This is a genomic window from Nonomuraea sp. NPDC049637 (assembly GCF_040675235.1).
Classification (GTDB): domain Bacteria; phylum Actinomycetota; class Actinomycetes; order Streptosporangiales; family Streptosporangiaceae; genus Nonomuraea.
Map to the genome: position 1 here is coordinate 1 of NZ_JBFAOM010000005.1, position 14,883 is coordinate 14,883.

At 72.6% G+C, this 14,883-nt stretch carries 17 protein-coding genes; 8 read left to right on the forward strand and 9 right to left on the reverse strand.

The annotated features are described in order from the left end of the window. Nucleotides 1-132: 132 nt before the first annotated feature. Genes AB0J71_RS08665 through AB0J71_RS08680 form a run of 4 tightly spaced genes read right to left on the reverse strand, consistent with a single transcriptional unit; the run spans nucleotide 133 to nucleotide 4,912 of the window. Nucleotides 133-1,767 (reverse strand): phospho-sugar mutase, encoded by a 1,635-nt coding sequence (locus AB0J71_RS08665; RefSeq protein WP_364413700.1) that lies wholly within the window; start codon nucleotides 1,765-1,767, stop codon nucleotides 133-135. 56 nt (nucleotides 1,768-1,823) lie between these two features. Next, nucleotides 1,824-2,627, reverse strand: a complete 804-nt coding sequence (locus AB0J71_RS08670) for a purine-nucleoside phosphorylase (protein WP_352325465.1) — start codon at nucleotides 2,625-2,627, stop codon at nucleotides 1,824-1,826. Nucleotides 2,628-2,630: 3 nt separating this feature from the next. Then, nucleotides 2,631-3,935 carry a M20/M25/M40 family metallo-hydrolase gene (locus AB0J71_RS08675; RefSeq protein ID WP_352325466.1) on the reverse strand — a complete coding sequence of 435 codons (1,305 nt, stop codon included), beginning with the start codon at nucleotides 3,933-3,935 and terminating at the stop codon, nucleotides 2,631-2,633. Beyond that, a complete protein-coding gene (locus AB0J71_RS08680; RefSeq protein WP_352325467.1) occupies nucleotides 3,932-4,912 on the reverse strand; it encodes an Lrp/AsnC family transcriptional regulator in 981 nt (326 codons plus the stop codon). The genes AB0J71_RS08675 and AB0J71_RS08680 overlap by 4 nt, the downstream gene beginning before the upstream one ends. A gap of 113 nt (nucleotides 4,913-5,025) precedes the next feature. Here AB0J71_RS08680 and AB0J71_RS08685 point away from each other — a divergent pair, with 113 nt between their 5' ends. Next, entirely contained in the window at nucleotides 5,026-6,330 is a 1,305-nt protein-coding gene (locus AB0J71_RS08685) for an MFS transporter (protein ID WP_352325469.1), read from the forward strand. Here the strand turns inward: AB0J71_RS08685 and AB0J71_RS08690 are convergent. Further along, nucleotides 6,327-6,746, reverse strand: a complete 420-nt coding sequence (locus AB0J71_RS08690; protein WP_352325470.1) for a gamma-glutamylcyclotransferase — start codon at nucleotides 6,744-6,746, stop codon at nucleotides 6,327-6,329. The two genes, AB0J71_RS08685 and AB0J71_RS08690, sit on opposite strands and share 4 nt — an antisense overlap. 253 nt (nucleotides 6,747-6,999) lie before the next feature. Between AB0J71_RS08690 and AB0J71_RS08695 the strand changes: the two genes are divergently transcribed. Together AB0J71_RS08695 and AB0J71_RS08700 are read left to right on the forward strand one after the other, a co-directional pair. After that, on the forward strand, nucleotides 7,000-8,394 hold the full coding sequence (locus AB0J71_RS08695; protein WP_352325471.1) for an NAD(P)H-quinone dehydrogenase: 1,395 nt from the start codon (nucleotides 7,000-7,002) through the stop codon (nucleotides 8,392-8,394). Between the two features lie 140 nt (nucleotides 8,395-8,534). Further along, a complete protein-coding gene (locus AB0J71_RS08700) occupies nucleotides 8,535-9,041 on the forward strand; it encodes a hypothetical protein (RefSeq protein ID WP_364413462.1) in 507 nt (168 codons plus the stop codon). A 28-nt stretch (nucleotides 9,042-9,069) separates the two neighbouring features. Here the strand turns inward: AB0J71_RS08700 and AB0J71_RS08705 are convergent, their stop codons facing one another. Then, a complete protein-coding gene (locus tag AB0J71_RS08705) occupies nucleotides 9,070-9,615 on the reverse strand; it encodes a TIGR03086 family metal-binding protein (protein ID WP_364413464.1) in 546 nt (181 codons plus the stop codon). On the opposite strand from AB0J71_RS08705, the gene AB0J71_RS08710 reads away from it, so the two are divergent. Next, nucleotides 9,614-10,441, forward strand: coding sequence for a helix-turn-helix domain-containing protein (locus tag AB0J71_RS08710; RefSeq protein WP_352325474.1), 828 nt, complete (start codon nucleotides 9,614-9,616; stop codon nucleotides 10,439-10,441). The two genes, AB0J71_RS08705 and AB0J71_RS08710, sit on opposite strands and share 2 nt — an antisense overlap. Before the next feature lie 4 nt (nucleotides 10,442-10,445). Here the strand turns inward: AB0J71_RS08710 and AB0J71_RS08715 are convergent, their stop codons facing one another. Beyond that, nucleotides 10,446-10,787: a DUF5713 family protein gene (locus tag AB0J71_RS08715; protein WP_352325475.1), complete on the reverse strand. Its 342-nt coding sequence runs from the start codon at nucleotides 10,785-10,787 to the stop codon at nucleotides 10,446-10,448. An 86-nt stretch (nucleotides 10,788-10,873) separates the two neighbouring features. Continuing rightward, complete coding sequence (locus AB0J71_RS08720; protein ID WP_352325476.1) at nucleotides 10,874-11,320, reverse strand: hypothetical protein; 447 nt, start codon at nucleotides 11,318-11,320, stop codon at nucleotides 10,874-10,876. Between the two features lie 89 nt (nucleotides 11,321-11,409). On the opposite strand from AB0J71_RS08720, the gene AB0J71_RS08725 reads away from it, so the two are divergent. Next, on the forward strand, nucleotides 11,410-12,222 hold the full coding sequence (locus AB0J71_RS08725; protein ID WP_364413466.1) for an AraC family transcriptional regulator: 813 nt from the start codon (nucleotides 11,410-11,412) through the stop codon (nucleotides 12,220-12,222). An 81-nt stretch (nucleotides 12,223-12,303) separates the two neighbouring features. Next, nucleotides 12,304-12,693 (forward strand): VOC family protein, encoded by a 390-nt coding sequence (locus AB0J71_RS08730; protein ID WP_352325479.1) that lies wholly within the window; start codon nucleotides 12,304-12,306, stop codon nucleotides 12,691-12,693. Nucleotides 12,694-12,837: 144 nt separating this feature from the next. Here AB0J71_RS08730 and AB0J71_RS08735 read toward each other — a convergent pair whose 3' ends face one another. After that, nucleotides 12,838-13,215, reverse strand: coding sequence for a hypothetical protein (locus AB0J71_RS08735; RefSeq protein ID WP_352325480.1), 378 nt, complete (start codon nucleotides 13,213-13,215; stop codon nucleotides 12,838-12,840). A gap of 169 nt (nucleotides 13,216-13,384) precedes the next feature. Between AB0J71_RS08735 and sigJ the strand changes: the two genes are divergently transcribed. Both sigJ and AB0J71_RS08745 read left to right on the forward strand, forming a co-directional pair. Further along, on the forward strand, nucleotides 13,385-14,278 hold the full coding sequence (gene sigJ / locus AB0J71_RS08740) for an RNA polymerase sigma factor SigJ (protein WP_352325481.1): 894 nt from the start codon (nucleotides 13,385-13,387) through the stop codon (nucleotides 14,276-14,278). Nucleotides 14,279-14,343: 65 nt separating this feature from the next. Beyond that, nucleotides 14,344-14,874: a carboxymuconolactone decarboxylase family protein gene (locus AB0J71_RS08745; protein WP_364413468.1), complete on the forward strand. Its 531-nt coding sequence runs from the start codon at nucleotides 14,344-14,346 to the stop codon at nucleotides 14,872-14,874. The last annotated feature ends 9 nt before the right edge of the window (nucleotides 14,875-14,883 follow it).

Consider the following 14,883-nt stretch of genomic DNA (forward strand, 5'->3'; position numbering starts at 1 on the left):
TCTACACCCTCCCCGACACCCTATTCCCCTACCCCCCCCTCTACCTATCTCGCCCTATCTTGTTCGCGGGGGGCGCCATATTGTGCCCGGGCGGGGGCCCCGGGGCGGGCCCCCACCGGTCCACAGGCCGGTCTACAGGCCCAGGCGGGCGGTCAGGTCGGCCTTGAGGCCGTCGAGGTCGCGGGCGGCCGACGCGCGCGCCTGCGCCACCTCGCCGGTCACCGGCACCACGACCTCCAGGTAGCACTTGAGCTTGGGCTCGGTGCCCGACGGGCGGACCACGACGCGCCCGCCGTCCGACAGGTGGAAGCGCAGGCCCTCGGTCGGGGGCAGGCCGCCGTCGCCGCGGCTCAGGTCGTCCACGGCCTCGACGGTGTGGTCGCCCAGCGTGGCGGGCGGGGCGGCGCGCAGGCGGTCCATCGCGCCGGAGATCAGCGACAGGTCGGCGACCCGGAAGCTGAGCTGGGACGTCGCGTGCAGGCCGTACCGGACGGCCTGGTCGTCGAGCAGGTCGAGCAGCGTGCGGCCGGCGCGCTTGGCGGCCGCGGCGACGGCGGCCACGGTCAGGGCCGCGCCGATGCCGTCCTTGTCGTGCACCGGCAGGCCCGCGTCGGAGCCGACGCAGTAGCCGATGGCCTCCTCGTAGCCGAAGACCAGGCCCTCGCCCGCCTTGACGATCCACTTGAACCCGGTCAGCGTCTCGCCGTAGCGCACGCCGTGGGCCTTCGCGATCTTGCTCAGCAGGGTCGAGGAGACGATCGTGGTGGCCACCAGCCGGTCGCCGGTGGTGTGCGTGATCACGTGCTCGGCCAGCAGGCCGCCGACCTCGTCGCCGGTCAGCATGCGGCACGTGCCGTCGGGCAGCGGCACGCCGACCGCGCACCGGTCGGCGTCGGGGTCGTTGGCGAGCACCAGGTCGGAGCCGAGCTTGGCGGCCAGCGCGACGGCCAGGTCCATCGCGCCGGGCTCCTCCGGGTTGGGGAAGGCCACCGTCGGGAAGTCGGGATCGGGGTTGCGCTGCTCCTCCACGGCCATCGGCGTCTCGAAGCCCGCCGCGAGGAAGGCCCCCGTCAGCGTCCCCGAGCCCACGCCGTGCAGCGGCGTGTACGCCACCCGCAACTCGCGCGCCTGGCCCAGCGGCAGGGCGGTCACCGCGTCGATGTAGTCGTCGACGATGTCCTCGCCCAGCTCGGTGAGCGTGCCGGGGCCGTCGAGGGGAAGCTGGTCGACCCGGCCCACCGCGTCGATGGCGGCCGAGATCTCCCGGTCGACCGGCGGCACGATCTGCGAGCCGTCACCCCAGTAGACCTTGTAGCCGTTGTCCCTAGGCGGGTTGTGGCTGGCGGTGACCGTCACGCCCGCGTCGGCCCCGAGATGGCGGACGGCGAAGGCCAGCACCGGCGTGGGCAGCGGCCGCGGCAGCAACGAGACGTGCAACCCCGCGCCGGTCAGGACGGCGGCGGTGTCCCTGGCGAACACGTCGGACTTGTGCCGGGCGTCGTAGCCGATCACGACGTGCTTGCCGGCGCCGAGCACGCCGGCCAGACCGGCGGCGGCGCGCATGACGGTGACCCGGTTCATCCGGTTGGGGCCCGCGCCCAGCTCGCCGCGCAGGCCGGCGGTGCCGAACTCCAGCTTGGCCTGGAACCGCTCGCGAAGGGCGGGCAGGTCGTCGTCCTCCAGCAGGCCGGACAGCTCGGCCCGGGTGTCGGGGTCGGGGTCCTGGGCCAGCCACTGGCGGGCGCGGCGCAGCAGGTCGGCGTCCACGGGCGGGAGCGGGACGTCCCCCTCGGCCTCCGGCGGGACCCGGTCGTCGCCGGCGGTCACAGGCGGTCCACCACCTTGGCCAGCAGCACGCCCATGCGGGCGGCCGTGGCGCGGCCCACCTCCAGGACCTCCTCGTGGTTGAGCGGCTCGCCGGACAGGCCCGCCCCCGGGTTGGTGACCAGGGAGACGCCGAGCACCTCCAGGTTCGCCTCGCGGGCGGCGATGGCCTCCAGCACGGTGGACATGCCCACCAGGTCGCCGCCGAGCGTGCGCAGCATCCGGATCTCCGCCGGCGTCTCGTACGTCGGGCCGCGGAAGGCCACGTAGACGCCGTCGGCCAGGGTGGGGTCGATCTCGCGGACCAGGGCGCGCAGGCGGCGCGAGTAGACCTCGGTGAGGTCGATGAAGGTGGTGCCGGTGATCGGGTTGGCGCCGGTCAGGTTGATGTGGTCGCTGATCAGCACCGGGTCGCCGACGTTCTGGGTCTCCGGCCGCAGGCCGCCCGCCGCGTTGGTCAGCACGATCGTGCGCACCCCCGCCGCGGCCGCCGTGCGCACGCCGTGGACGACCGCGTCGACGCCGAGGCCCTCGTACAGGTGCGTGCGGCCGAGGAAGACCAGCGCGTGCCGCCCGGACGGTGTGCGCACGACGCGGATCTTCCCGCCGTGCCCGGCCACGGCGGGGGCGCGGAAGCCGGGCAGATCGGTGAACGGGATCTCGGCCACGGTCTGGCCGATCGCGTCGGCGGCGGGGACCCACCCCGACCCCATGACGAGGGCCACGTCGAAGGTGTCGAGGCCGGCCGCGCCGGTCAGGGCGGCGGCGGCCTCTACGGCCAGGGTGTATGCGTCGTTGCTCACATCTCAGTAGTTTAGGAGCAGCCTGTCCAGAACCCGCACCCCGAACTGCAGCGCGTCCACCGGCACCCGCTCGTCCACGCCGTGGAACATCGAGGCGAAGTCCATGTCGCCGGGCAGCCGCAGCGGCACGAACCCGAACCCGCGCACGCCGAGGTCGGCGAAGAAGGTCTTGTTGTCGGTGCCGCCCGACATGCAGTACGGCACCGCCCGCGCGGTCGGGTCCTCGGCCTTCAGCGCCGCGATCATCGACTCGACCAGCGCGCCGTCGAACGTCGTCTCCAGCGCGATGTCGTGGTGCACGAACTCGCGGCGCACGTTCGGCCCGATGAGCGAGTCGACGGTCTTGAAGAACTCCTCCTCGAAGCCGGGCAGGAACCGCCCGTCCACGACGGCGGTGGCCTGGCCGGGGATGACGTTCGACTTGTAGCCGGCGTCGAGCTGGGTCGGGTTGGTGGTGTGGCGCAGCGTCGCGCCGACGAACCGCACCAGCGGGCCGAGCTTGTCCAGCAGCGGGGCCGGGTCGTCCTCGTCGAACGGCAGGCCGAAGGCGTCGGCGACCTCGGTGAGGAACTGGCGCACGGTCGGCGTGTAGGTGAGCGGCCACTCGTGCCCGCCGAGCCGGGCCACGGCCTTGGCGACCTCGGTGACCGCGTTGTCGGAGTTGAGCATCGAGCCGTGCCCGGCGGTGCCGTCGGCGACCAGCTTCATCCAGGCCAGGCCCTTCTGGGCGGTCTCGATCAGGTACAGGCGCAGCGACGGGTCGACCTCCAGCGAGTAGCCGCCGACCTCGCTGATGGACTCGGTCACGCCCTCGAACAGCTCGGGGTTGTTGGCCGTGAGGTACTTGGCGCCGTACACGCCGCCGGCCTCCTCGTCGGCGACCCAGGCGAAGACGATGTCGCGGCGCGGACGGCGTCCCTCGCGCTTCATCTGGCGCAGCACGGCCAGCATCATCGCGTCCATGTCCTTCATGTCCACGGCGCCGCGGCCCCAGATGTAGCCGTCCTTGACCTCGCCGGCGAACGGGTCGACCGACCAGTCGGCGGCGTTGGCGGGCACCACGTCGAGGTGGCCGTGGACGAGCAGCGCGGGCAGCGACGGGTCGGTGCCCTCGACGCGGGTGACGACGTTGCCGCGGCCCGGCTCGCTCTCGACGTACGTCGCCTCGATGCCGACCTCGTCCAGCCTGGCCATGACGACCTCGGCCGCGGCCCGCTCGCCGGGGCCGCTGCCGTCCCCGTAGTTGCTGCTGTCGACGCGGATCAGCTCCACGCACAGGTCGGCGACTTCGTTCTCGGCAGGTGTCATGGCGTCTTCTCCAGGGTGAGCAGTCCGGACTTGTGCAGGTGACCGCGCTTGTACGCGCGGGTGATGAGGGTCAGGTCGCTGTCGGTGATCTCGTCGAGCCGGCCGAGCACGTCGGTCATGAAACGATAGAGGTCCGCCTCGTGGGCCACCGCCACCTGCACGATGAGGGAGTGGGTGCCCGAGGTGGCGGCGCAGTAACGCACGTTGGGGTGCTCGGCCAGGCGCCGGCCGGTCTCGCCCAGCCCGTACGGCCGCACCTTCAGCCACAACATGGCCTCGACCTCCAGGCCGAGCAGCGCGGGCTCCACCTCGGCGCGCGGCAGGAGTAACCGCCGGTCGATGAGCGAGCCGACCCGCCGGCGCGCGGTCGGCACGGACAGGTCGAGCCGTTCGGCGATCGTGGTGAAGGCGGCCCGGCCGTCGGCCGCCAGCAGCTCGGCGATCTCCTTCTCCAGCGGCGACAGGCCGTCCTCGTCGGGCAGGTCGGGGGGCGGCGGCGCGGGTCGCAGCTCGGCGACCTCCTGCTCGGTGAGGAAGGGCGCGTGCCACTCGGCCACGGTGGTGAACGTGTGCAGCACGACCTGGGTCTGCGTCTGGAGCACGCCGTCGATCTCGCTGATGTCGTGGGACAGGATGGTGTGCAGGTCCTGCCGGGACGGCGGCACCAGCTCGCAGGCCAGGTCGGCGGCCCCGGTCAGCGCGTAGACCGAGCGCGTGTCGCGCCGGTCGGTGAGCGATCTGGCCACCTGGGCCGCCGTGCCGGGCCGCACCTGGACGTGCAGGTGCGCGGGGCGGCCGTGGCCGGTGCGCAGGTCGTCGTAGATCGCGGTGACGCGGACGACGCCGTCGGCGATCAGCCGCTGGAGCCGGCGGGCGACCGTGCGCTCGTGCTCGCCGACCGCCCTGCCGATCTCGCCCCACGAGGCGCGCGGGCTCACCTGCAGCGCGGCCACGAGCCGCCGGTCGAGAACGTCCACCTGCAACCGCTTCCGTGTCGGGTTTGTAAATAATTGCCCAGACATTTGACTGTTTCGGTCTTCCGAATGCACAGTAAGCCATCTCGCACGTGTCAGCAAAAGGAGCACATGCCGTGTCGACCTCCCCCGTCGCGCAATCGCCGCTCGGCATACCGAAGAGCAGGGTCCGTCAGCTCATGGCGGCCAGCATCGGCAACGTGGTCGAGTGGTACGACTGGTACGCCTACACGTTCCTGGCCACGGTCTTCTCGGCGCAGATCTTCCCCGACAGCTCCGGCAACAGCCTGGTGCCGCTGCTGAGCTCGTTCGCGGTGTTCGCGGTGGGCTTCTTCATGCGGCCCCTGGGCGGCCTGCTGGTGGGCGCGTTCGCCGACCGGTACGGCCGCAAGTCCGCGATGACCTTCACCATCGTCCTGATGGGCGGCGGCTCGCTGCTGCTCGGCCTGACCCCCACCTACGAGGCCGTGGGCCTGCTGTCGCCGGTCATCCTGACGCTGGCCCGGCTGATCCAGGGCCTGTCCGTGGGCGGTGAGTTCGCCGCCGCCACCACGTTCCTGGTCGAGTCGGCCCCGCCGCGCCGCCGCGGCCTGTTCTCCTCCTTCCAGTACGTCAGCACCACCATCGGCCAGCTCATCGCCTCCGGCCTGGCCGCGGTGCTCGCCTCGACGCTGGTCAAGGAGGACATGAGCTCCTACGGCTGGCGCATCCCGTTCCTGGTGGGCGCGCTGCTCAGCCTGGTCGGCCTGTGGATCCGCAAGGGCGCCGACGAGACCTCGGCGGTCGCCGAGGAGATCCAGCGCGGCGAGGCCACGCGGCCGGGCATGTTCGAGTTCCTCAAGCACCACCCGAAGTCCGCGCTCACCATCGTCGGCATCACGATCGCGGGCACCGTCGCCTACTACACCTGGACCAGCTTCCTGCCCACCTACGCGCAGATCACGGTCTCGTTCGACAAGGCGGAGTCGCTCCAGGTCGGCACGATCTCGCTGGTGTTCTTCATGCTGCTGCAGCCGCTGCTCGGCCTGCTGTCGGACAAGATCGGGCGCAAGCCGATGCTGATCGCGTTCGGGCTGGGCTTCCTGATTCTTCCGGTGCCGCTGCTCGGCCTGCTCACCGACTCCTTCGCCAGCCTGCTCGTCGTGCAGATGATCGGCATGGTGTTCCTGGGCTGCTTCACCTCGGTCTCGGCCGCGGTGAACTCGGAGCTGTTCCCGACCCGGGTGCGGGCGGCGGGGGCCGGGTTCCCGTACTCGCTGACCGTGGCGATCTTCGGCGGCACCGCGCCGCTGATCGGCACCGCACTGCAGAAGGCCGGCAACCCCGGGATGTTCCCGTGGTACATGTCCGCCCTGGCGCTGATCTCCACGCTCGTGTACGTCTTTGTGCTGCGCGAGACCAAGGACGAGCCGCTCCGCTAGGGCGCCGAGGTGCAGGGGCGCTCCCGAAGCTCCTTGACGTAGTCGTCGGGGGCGCCCGCGCGCTCGGCCGCGTCGGCCAGGTTGCACAGGTAGCGGGCCGAGGGCAGGCCGCCCTCGTAGCCGTCGAGCACGTAGAACCAGGCGACGACCTCGCCGTCGAGGGTCTGCACCCGCAGCCGCACCTTGTGGTAGGCCCCGCGGACCGCGCCCTCCCACTGGTCGAGCGAGGTCTCCTCCCACTCCGGCACGTCGTAGAGCACGACGAAGACATGCTCGTCGGGGTCCTCCACGATGGTGGCGAGCGAGCTCTCCCACTTGCTGTCGGTGCGGCCGAAGGTCAGCCGCCACCCCGTCAGCCAGCCCACCCCCCAGATCGGGGAGTGCGGGGCGCGCATGGCCATCTGCTCGGGGTCCATGTTCATCCCGTAGGAGCCGTAAAGCCGTAGATCAGTCGGCTTCCCTGATTGATCCGAAAGCCACGCCACGATCCACCCCTCTCGCCGGGTGCCGCTCGTCATCCAGCTACCGCGCCATCCTGCCACGCTGACCCGGCGTGTCGGTCCATCAAGCCGGGCACGGAAGGCCCATGTGTCCCCCATGTCCGCCGGAGCGTGATCCCGTCATGGGCCGGTTGCGGCTTCCGGGGGCACGTGCGGGAGAATGGGACACGTGACGAGGATCGTGATCATTGGTGGCGGGCCGGGCGGCTACGAAGCGGCGCTGGTGGCCGCCCAACTAGGCGCACAGGTCACGATGGTCGAGCAGGACGGGCCGGGCGGGGCCTGCGTGCTCACCGACTGCGTGCCGTCCAAGACGCTGATCGCCACCTCCGTCCGCAAGCAGGCCCTTCTCGACGCGCCCTCGCTCGGCGTGTCGTTCTCGGGCGGCCCCGACGGCGACGCCGGCGTGGTCGGCGTCGACCTGCCGCTGGTCAACAAGCGGGTCAAGGAGCTGGCCCAGGCCCAGTCGGCCGACATCGCGACCCGGGTCGAGGCCGAGGGCGTCGAGATCATCAAGGCGCGGGGGCGGCTGGTCGATCCGCAGGTCGTGCGCGCGGGCGACCGTACGATCAGGGCCGACGTGGTGCTCGTGGCCACCGGCGCGACGCCGCGCGTGCTGCCCGGGGCCGAGCCCGACGGCGAGCGCATCCTCACCTGGCGGCAGCTCTACGACCTGGAGGAGCTGCCCGAGCACCTGATCGTGGTCGGCTCCGGCGTGACCGGCGCGGAGTTCGCCGGCGCCTACCGCTCGCTCGGCGCGGAGGTCACGCTGGTCTCCAGCCGCGACCGGATGATGCCCAACGAGGACGCCGACGGCGCCGAGGTCCTGGAAGAGGTCTACCGGCGGCGCGGCATGAACGTCATGGGCCGCTCGCGCGCCTCCTCCGTCAAGCGCACGGCCGACGGCGTGGTGGTGACCCTGGAGGACGGCCGCACGGCCGAGGGCTCCCACGCGCTGATGACGGTCGGCATGGTCCCCAACACCGGCGGCATCGGCCTGGAGGAGGCCGGCGTGCAGCTCGACCGCAACGGCTTCGTCAAGGTCGACAAGGTCTCGCGCACGTCCGCGCCCGGCGTCTACGCGGCCGGCGACTGCACCGGCGTGCTCATGCTGGCCTCGGTCGCCGCCATGCAGGGCCGCATCGCCGTGTGGCACGCGCTGGGCGAGGCCGTCCAGCCGCTGCGGCTGGCCACGGTGGCCTCCAACATCTTCACCGACCCCGAGATCGCGGCCGTCGGCGTGGCGCAGCGCTCGATCGAGGCGGGCGAGATCGACGCGAACGTGGTCAAGCTGCCGCTGGCCACCAACGCGCGGGCCAAGATGCAGGGCTTCAACGACGGTTTCGTCAAGCTGTTCTGCCGCCCCCACACCGGCATCGTGCTCGGCGGCGTGGTCGTGGCCCCGCGCGCCTCGGAGCTGATCCTGGCGGTGTCGCTGGCCGTGCAGCAGCGGCTGACGGTCGACCAGGTCGCCCACTCGTTCGCGGTCTACCCGTCGTTGTCGGGCTCGATCACCGAGGCGGCCCGCCGTCTCATGCAGCCCGAGGCCGCCATCGGCATCTAGCCGTCCCTGTTCGACGCACGTCAAGCCGTGCGGGTCGTCCTGACCCGCACGGCTTTTCATTGTGCGCTTGCTTCCACAGCCATTGGATAGTACCGTTATCCAAGTACGGATAACGGTACTATCCAATGGAGTGTGTTCCGGTGACGGTGATCGTTCTAGTGGTGGCCACGCTCGCCTTCCGGCTGCTGGGCGCGCTCGGTGTGCGGCGGTTCGGCACGTGGCAGGCGTCCGTGGCGCACGGGCTGGCCGTCATGGTGGTGATGACGGGAAGCGCGCACTTCGTCCCTGTAGGGGTGACCTTCATGCCCAACCACGGCGACCTCGTGCGCATGGTGCCGCCCTTCGTGCCGTTCCCCGCCGCCGTGGTCTACCTGACCGGCGTGCTGGAGCTGGCCGGGGCGATCGGGCTGGTGCTGCCCGCCACCCGCCGGGCGGCCGGGATCTGCCTGGCCCTGCTGTTCGTCGGCCTGCTCCCGGCGAACGTCTACGCGGCGGTCTCCGACGTGCCCTTCGCGGGCGGGGCGGCCACGCCGCTGTGGGAGCGCATCCCGGAGCAGGTGCTGTACCTCGCCGCGGCGCTCTTCGCCGCCGGGCGGCGTGCCGTGCCCGTCCGGGAGGGCGCGCGGCCCGTTCCCGCCGCCCGCTGACCCGTCGTCTCCTTCGCGGGCGGGCCGGTCAGGGCTTCCAGGCCGGGTCGCGGCCGATCAGGCCGAGCAGCCGGTCGAACGGCGGGGCGTCGTCCGGCACCGCCACCGGCGGCCCGAACGCCCCGTTCCGCCGGCCCATCTCCACCGTCTGCTCCGTGAACTCCAGCCCACGGGCGACCGCCTCGGCGTCCGGCTCGTACGCCTGATCGGTGGCCCTGGCCAGGTCCCAGCCGTGCACGACCATGTCGACCAGCCACAGGTGGGCCACCATGGTCATCGGCAGGCCGCCCAGCGCGGCGCACGTGCCCTCCCACGCCTGCGGCCGCGACCAGGCGGCCAGCATGCGCTCGGCCCGCTCGGGGAAGTCGCCCGCGTACGGGCCCTGCTCGGTGCGCTCGCCGCCGTGCGCCAGCGACACGAACATCTCCGCCACCCACTCCATGTGGTTGATCAGCGCCTTGACGTCGAACTCCGCGCACGGCGTCGGGGACCCGAACTGCTCGGGCCGCACGGCGGCCACCAGCCCGGCGGTCCGGTGGGTGGCCCAGGTCATCAGCGGCATCATGTCTTCCATGGCAGACATGATGTCCCGCCTGCCTCGGGCGCGGCTTGTAGAAACGCGACAACGCGGCTGGGTCAACCCCTACGCGGGGCTGGCCGCCTTCGACTTCGCGCGCCAGGCGCCGTCGCCGGAGCTGGCGGCGTACGTCGACCACTTCTGGGTGGTCACCTGGACCGACCTCGCCGAGCCGTACGAGCAGCGCATCCTGTCGCACCCGACCGTGAACATGACGATCGCCCAGGACTTCCACCGGGTCGCGGGGGTGATCGACGGCGGGTTCTCGTACACGATGCGGGGCACCGGCCGCGCGCTCGGCACCCGCTTCCGCCCCGGCGGCTTCCGGACGTTCCTCGGCGGCCCGGTGTCCGAGCTCACCGGCCGGTTCGTGAAGATCGGCGAGATGTTCCCGGCCGCCGGCCCGGCGCTGGTCGAAGGCGTGCTGGCCGAGCCGGACCCGGCCGCCGCCATCGCGCTGGTGGAGGCGTTCCTGTCGGCCCTCGGGCCGGCGCCGGACCCGCTGGCCGAGGAGGCCGCGGCCCTGGTGGGGCTGGCCGAGGACGACGTGACCGTGACCAGGGTTGACGAGCTGGCCGCCCGAGCCGGCCGGTCGGTGCGCTCCCTGCAACGGCTGTTCCGGGACTATGTCGGCATCGGCCCCAAATGGGTGATCCGCCGCTTCCGGCTGCACGAGGCCGCCGAACGCGTGCGGCAGGGCCTCGACCTGGCCGCGCTCGCCGCCGAGCTGGGCTACACCGACCAGGCGCACCTGACCCGCGACTTCACGGCCGCCGTCGGCATGCCGCCCGCCGCCTACGCCCGGCTCAACGCCCACGCCTGACGCCTCACCATTCGCGGGTGGCGATCAGCTCCTCGACGTCGGCCTCCGGGAAGCCGTAGGTGGTGGCCACGAACCAGAACTCCTCGGCGATCGCCTCGCGCGCGACGGTCTCGATCTCGCTGCCGGCCTCGTGGAACTCCTCGTCGAGCGCGTTGAACTCCTCCGTGGCGGCATGCGTCAGCGCGTAGAGGGCGGCCAGGTCGCCGGGCCGCTCGGTCTCGACGCGCTCGCACAGCCGCAGCAGGACGGCCCTGCCCTTGTCCACGACATGGTCGGGGTAGTAGCCGTCGTCGTAGAGGGCCTTGAGAAAGGCGTGGCCGATCACCTGCGGATGCGTGGGGGACAACCCTGGATCTCCATTTCCGTGCGGACGCGGTCGGACGGCTCGATCATGCCCGCCGCCACCGACAGAATCCGCCCGGTGCGCCCAGGTCAGCGCATCAGCTCGTACGCCGCGTACGCCGTGATCCCGTACGCGAGGTGCGGGACGACGTCGGACACCCACGCGCCCGCCGGCCACTCGCTCGGATGGGTGACGTCGAGCAACGTCAGCGGCACGTTCGAGCCGGACATGGCCAGAGCGGTGAGCGCCAGCACCCCGACCGGCCACGACCTGCGGCGTCCGGACAGGAAGCCGTAAGCGATGGCCGAGGCGACGCCGGTCGCGTACCCCATGAGCGAGCCCAGCGCCTCCGTGCGGTTGGCGGCCCGGTCGCCGTCGCCGAGGTCGGTGTGCGTCAGGTCGGACAACTTCGCCACGGCCTGCCGCGGCGTGCTGCTGGCGGCCCGCGCCCGGACGAGCATGTCCAGGTAGGAGACGGTGTTGAGCGCCGTGGTGCCCGCCGCCCCCGCGATCAGTCCCTTGACGAGTGTGTGCATGCCCTGGCCGCTACCCCGACCTGCCCGCCCGTCACCCGCGCGCCGGATCTGGGGACCTGCGCCCGGCCGGCGGGCCGTACCGTGGCAGGGTGAGCGCCGATGGAATGTCCGCCGCGCTGTCGCCGTACGTGACGACGCTGGCCGCCTACGACCTCGGGCCCGGTTCGGGCGGGGTTCATCGCGGGCTGCCGTCGTCCACGCTGTCGGTCACGATCCCCGAGGACGGCCCGGTCGACATCGCCTGGATCGGGCGGCCGGGGCCGGGTCGGCGGCTGCGGGCCGCCGTGGCCGGGCTGCACCTCGACGCGGCCGAGCTGCGGCAGCCGGCAGGCACGCGCGGGGTGTGGCTGACGCTCACCCCGCCGGGCGCCGCCGCCCTGCTCGGGGTGCCCGCCGCGGCGCTGGCCGGGGAGGTGGCCGACCTCGCCGACGTCGTCCCGGCGCTGGCCGACCTGCCGGAGCGGCTGGCGGGCTGCCGGTCCTGGGCCCAGCGCCGCGCCCTGGTCGAGCAGCGCCTGCTCGCGGGGCTGGCCCGCCACGGCGACCGCGCCGGCCGCCGCAGCTCGCGCGCCACGCTCGCGGCCCTGTCCGGGACCGCCCGGGTCGAGGAGGCCGCCCGGCTCCTCGGGTGCTCGCGGCGGCACCTGAGCGGCGCGGTGCGCGGCGAGTTCGGGGTGACGCCGAAGGAGTACCAGCGGCTGGTCCGCTTCGAGGCCGCCCGGCGCCGGCTCGTGGCCGCCGCGCGCTCCGGACGGACGGCGCTCGCGGAGGTGGCCGCCGCCTCGGGCTTCGCCGACCAGGCGCATCTGACCAGGGAGTGGCGGGCCATGGCGGGCTGCACACCGACGGAATGGCTACGCGCCGAAGGCCCGCCGGCCCCGCCGCCTCCCGCCTCACGCTGACGCCCGGGCCTCCGGGCACCTGCCGTGATCCGTGCCCATATGTTCAAGACCCCGGCCGCCGCGCGCCGCCACAATGGCCGCATGGACCTGCACTTCGTTCCCCGCCTCATCGTGCCCGACCCCGACCGGGCGTCCGCCTTCTACCGGGACACCCTGGACGCCGAGGAGGTGTTCCGCGCCGCGCCGGGCGACGACGGGCGGCCCACCGTCATCGAGCACCGCCTCGGCGGCGCCGCGTTCCGGGTCTCGCCCGCCGTCGCCGACTGGGGCTGGCTCTCACCGGACGATCTGGGCGGCTCCCCGGTGCTCCTGGAGATCGTCGTCGACGACCCGGACGCCGTCGGCGAGCGCATGACCGCCCAGGGCGCGCGGACGGTCGTGCCGATCGAGAACCGGCCCTACGGCCTGCGCTCGGGCCGCCTCCGCGACCCGTACGGCCACCTGTGGATCCTCACCGGCGACCCCCGCTGAGCCGCCGGGGCGGCGGAGGGATGGCTCGCCGGGTCCGTTGCCGCGGCGGGGGAACGGCGGGGGCGGTCTTCGTCGCCGTGCGAGGCTCCTGGGTCGTCGGGGTCGTCTCAACACCACCGCCCGCCGGTTCTACGCCGCTCTCGGTTACACGGAGGAGAGCGTGCGCCTGGCCCGGTCGCTGGATCGCGCCGTCCAGACCCGGCTGAGCTGAAGCACGCTGCCGGCGAACAGCAGCACGCCCAGCGGCACGTGCAGGGTCGTCACGTGCGCGATGCCCAGTGCGACCTGGGCGCTGACCAGCACCAGGAACCCGGCCGCGTGCATGATCGGCTTCGGTGACCCGCCGCCCGGCCGCCACGCCAGGATCGCGGCCACCAGGTGCAGCACCGCCACGACGAACACCGTGTACGCGGCGGCGCTGTGCAGCGGCTGCCCGTTGGGCACCGACAGCAGCAGCCCGGCGGTGACCGGCGCGGCGAACAGGGCCAGGGTCTGCAGGATGATCGCGACACGTAGCAACATGGGGAACTCCTCGACCGCCGTCTGACGGCGGTCCGCTTCTGGGGCTTGCCTTCGAAAAGTCCGACGACGTGACCGCCGGAAATGTGAGGTGGCGCGGTGACCTCACATCCGGGAGCGCTGTCTCGTCGGACACACTAGGGCAAAAGCGACTAAAGGAGTCGTCCACAACATGACCACCGCACCCGACCCCGGCCTGGACGCGATCATGAGCGAGCGCCGGCAGCTCATCAACCTCGCCTACCGCCTGCTCGGCTCGCTGGCCGACGCCGAGGACGTCGTCCAGGAGACCTACACCCGCTGGTACGCCATGTCACCGGGGCAGCAGGAGGCCATCGGGTCGCCGGGCGCCTGGCTGACCAGGGTCGCCGGCCGCATCTGCCTGGACGTGCTCGGCTCGGCCCGCGCCCGCCGCGAGCGCTACGTGGGCGAATGGATCCCCGAGCCGCTGCCCGACCGCACGGAATGGGCCGGCGACGACCCGGCCGACCGGGTCACCCTGGACGAGTCGGTCAACATGGCCTTCCTCGTCGTGCTGGAGTCGATGACGCCGGCCGAGCGGGTGGCGTTCGTCCTGCACGACGTCTTCCGCTACCCCTTCGCCGAGGTGGCCGAGATCGTCGGCCGCACCCCGGCGGCCTGCCGCAAGCTGGCCTCCTCCGCCCGGCACCGCATCGACGCCGCGCGGACCTCGGTGACGCCGGCGGCCCGGCAGGCCGGCATCGTCCGCGAGTTCAAGCAGGCGTGGGAGGCCAAGGACATCGACGCCCTCATCGCCCTGCTCGACCCCGGCGTGGTCGGCGTCGCCGACGGCGGCGGCGTGGTCAGCGCCGTGCTGCGGCCGATCGAGGGCGCCGGACGGGTGGCCCGCTACGCCGTCGAGATCGCCACCTGGGCGCCGGCCATGACGCTGCTGGAGCGCACCGTCAACGGCCGCCCCGGCCTGGTGGCCCAGCGCGACGGCGTGACCGTGATGGTCGTGGCCTTCGACGTGGCGGACGGCCGGATCAAGCGGCTGTGGGCGGTGCGCAACCCCGACAAGCTGCACCCCTGGACGGCGGTCTGACCCTCACATTCCTGGACGCTGTGTCGTCGGACCGCCGAGACACGATCGCAGAAGAAGGGAAGCCGATGTCCACGACGACCGAGCAGGAGAACCTCCAGTCGCGTCTGCCCGATCCCGCCCAGTTCTTCCCCGAGCTGGGGGAGATCGCCGTGGCCATGACCAAGGCCACCCGCAACGGCGCGATCCCGGGGAGCACCGTCGGCCTGGTGCAGCTGCGCGCCGGGCAGATCGTCGGCAGCACGTACCACACGGTCCGGCAGGCCGACCTGCTGCGCCGGGCGGGGGAGCCGGACGAGCGCCTGGCCGCCGTGGCGTCGTGGCGGGACGCCCCCTACTTCTCCGGCGCCGAGCGGGTGGCGCTGGAGCTGGTGGAGGCCGTCCTCACCGCGAACCCGGCCGGGGAACGCGTCCCCGACGAGCTGTTCACCAGGGCGGCCGCCCACTACGACGACAAGGCCCTGTGGACGCTCGTCCTGGCGATCAGCCAGATCTGCTTCTTCATCCCCGTCGCCGTCATAGCCAAGCCGATCCCCGGCAGGCCCCCCGGCAAGAACTACACCGGCAAGAACTACACCGGCGAGAACTGCACCGGCTGACGCCGGGCG

Coding starts and splice junctions, on each gene's coding strand:
- AB0J71_RS08675 (WP_352325466.1), bottom strand. CDS start 3,935: ATGACACCTGCCGAGAACGAAGTCGCCGACCTGTGCGTGGAGCTGATC.
- AB0J71_RS08690 (WP_352325470.1), bottom strand. CDS start 6,746: ATGGACCCCGAGCAGATGGCCATGCGCGCCCCGCACTCCCCGATCTGG.
- AB0J71_RS08710 (WP_352325474.1), top strand. CDS start 9,614: ATGGCAGACATGATGTCCCGCCTGCCTCGGGCGCGGCTTGTAGAAACG.
- AB0J71_RS08705 (WP_364413464.1), bottom strand. CDS start 9,615: ATGGAAGACATGATGCCGCTGATGACCTGGGCCACCCACCGGACCGCC.
- AB0J71_RS08720 (WP_352325476.1), bottom strand. CDS start 11,320: ATGCACACACTCGTCAAGGGACTGATCGCGGGGGCGGCGGGCACCACG.
- AB0J71_RS08730 (WP_352325479.1), top strand. CDS start 12,304: ATGGACCTGCACTTCGTTCCCCGCCTCATCGTGCCCGACCCCGACCGG.
- AB0J71_RS08735 (WP_352325480.1), bottom strand. CDS start 13,215: ATGTTGCTACGTGTCGCGATCATCCTGCAGACCCTGGCCCTGTTCGCC.
- sigJ (WP_352325481.1), top strand. CDS start 13,385: ATGACCACCGCACCCGACCCCGGCCTGGACGCGATCATGAGCGAGCGC.
- AB0J71_RS08745 (WP_364413468.1), top strand. CDS start 14,344: ATGTCCACGACGACCGAGCAGGAGAACCTCCAGTCGCGTCTGCCCGAT.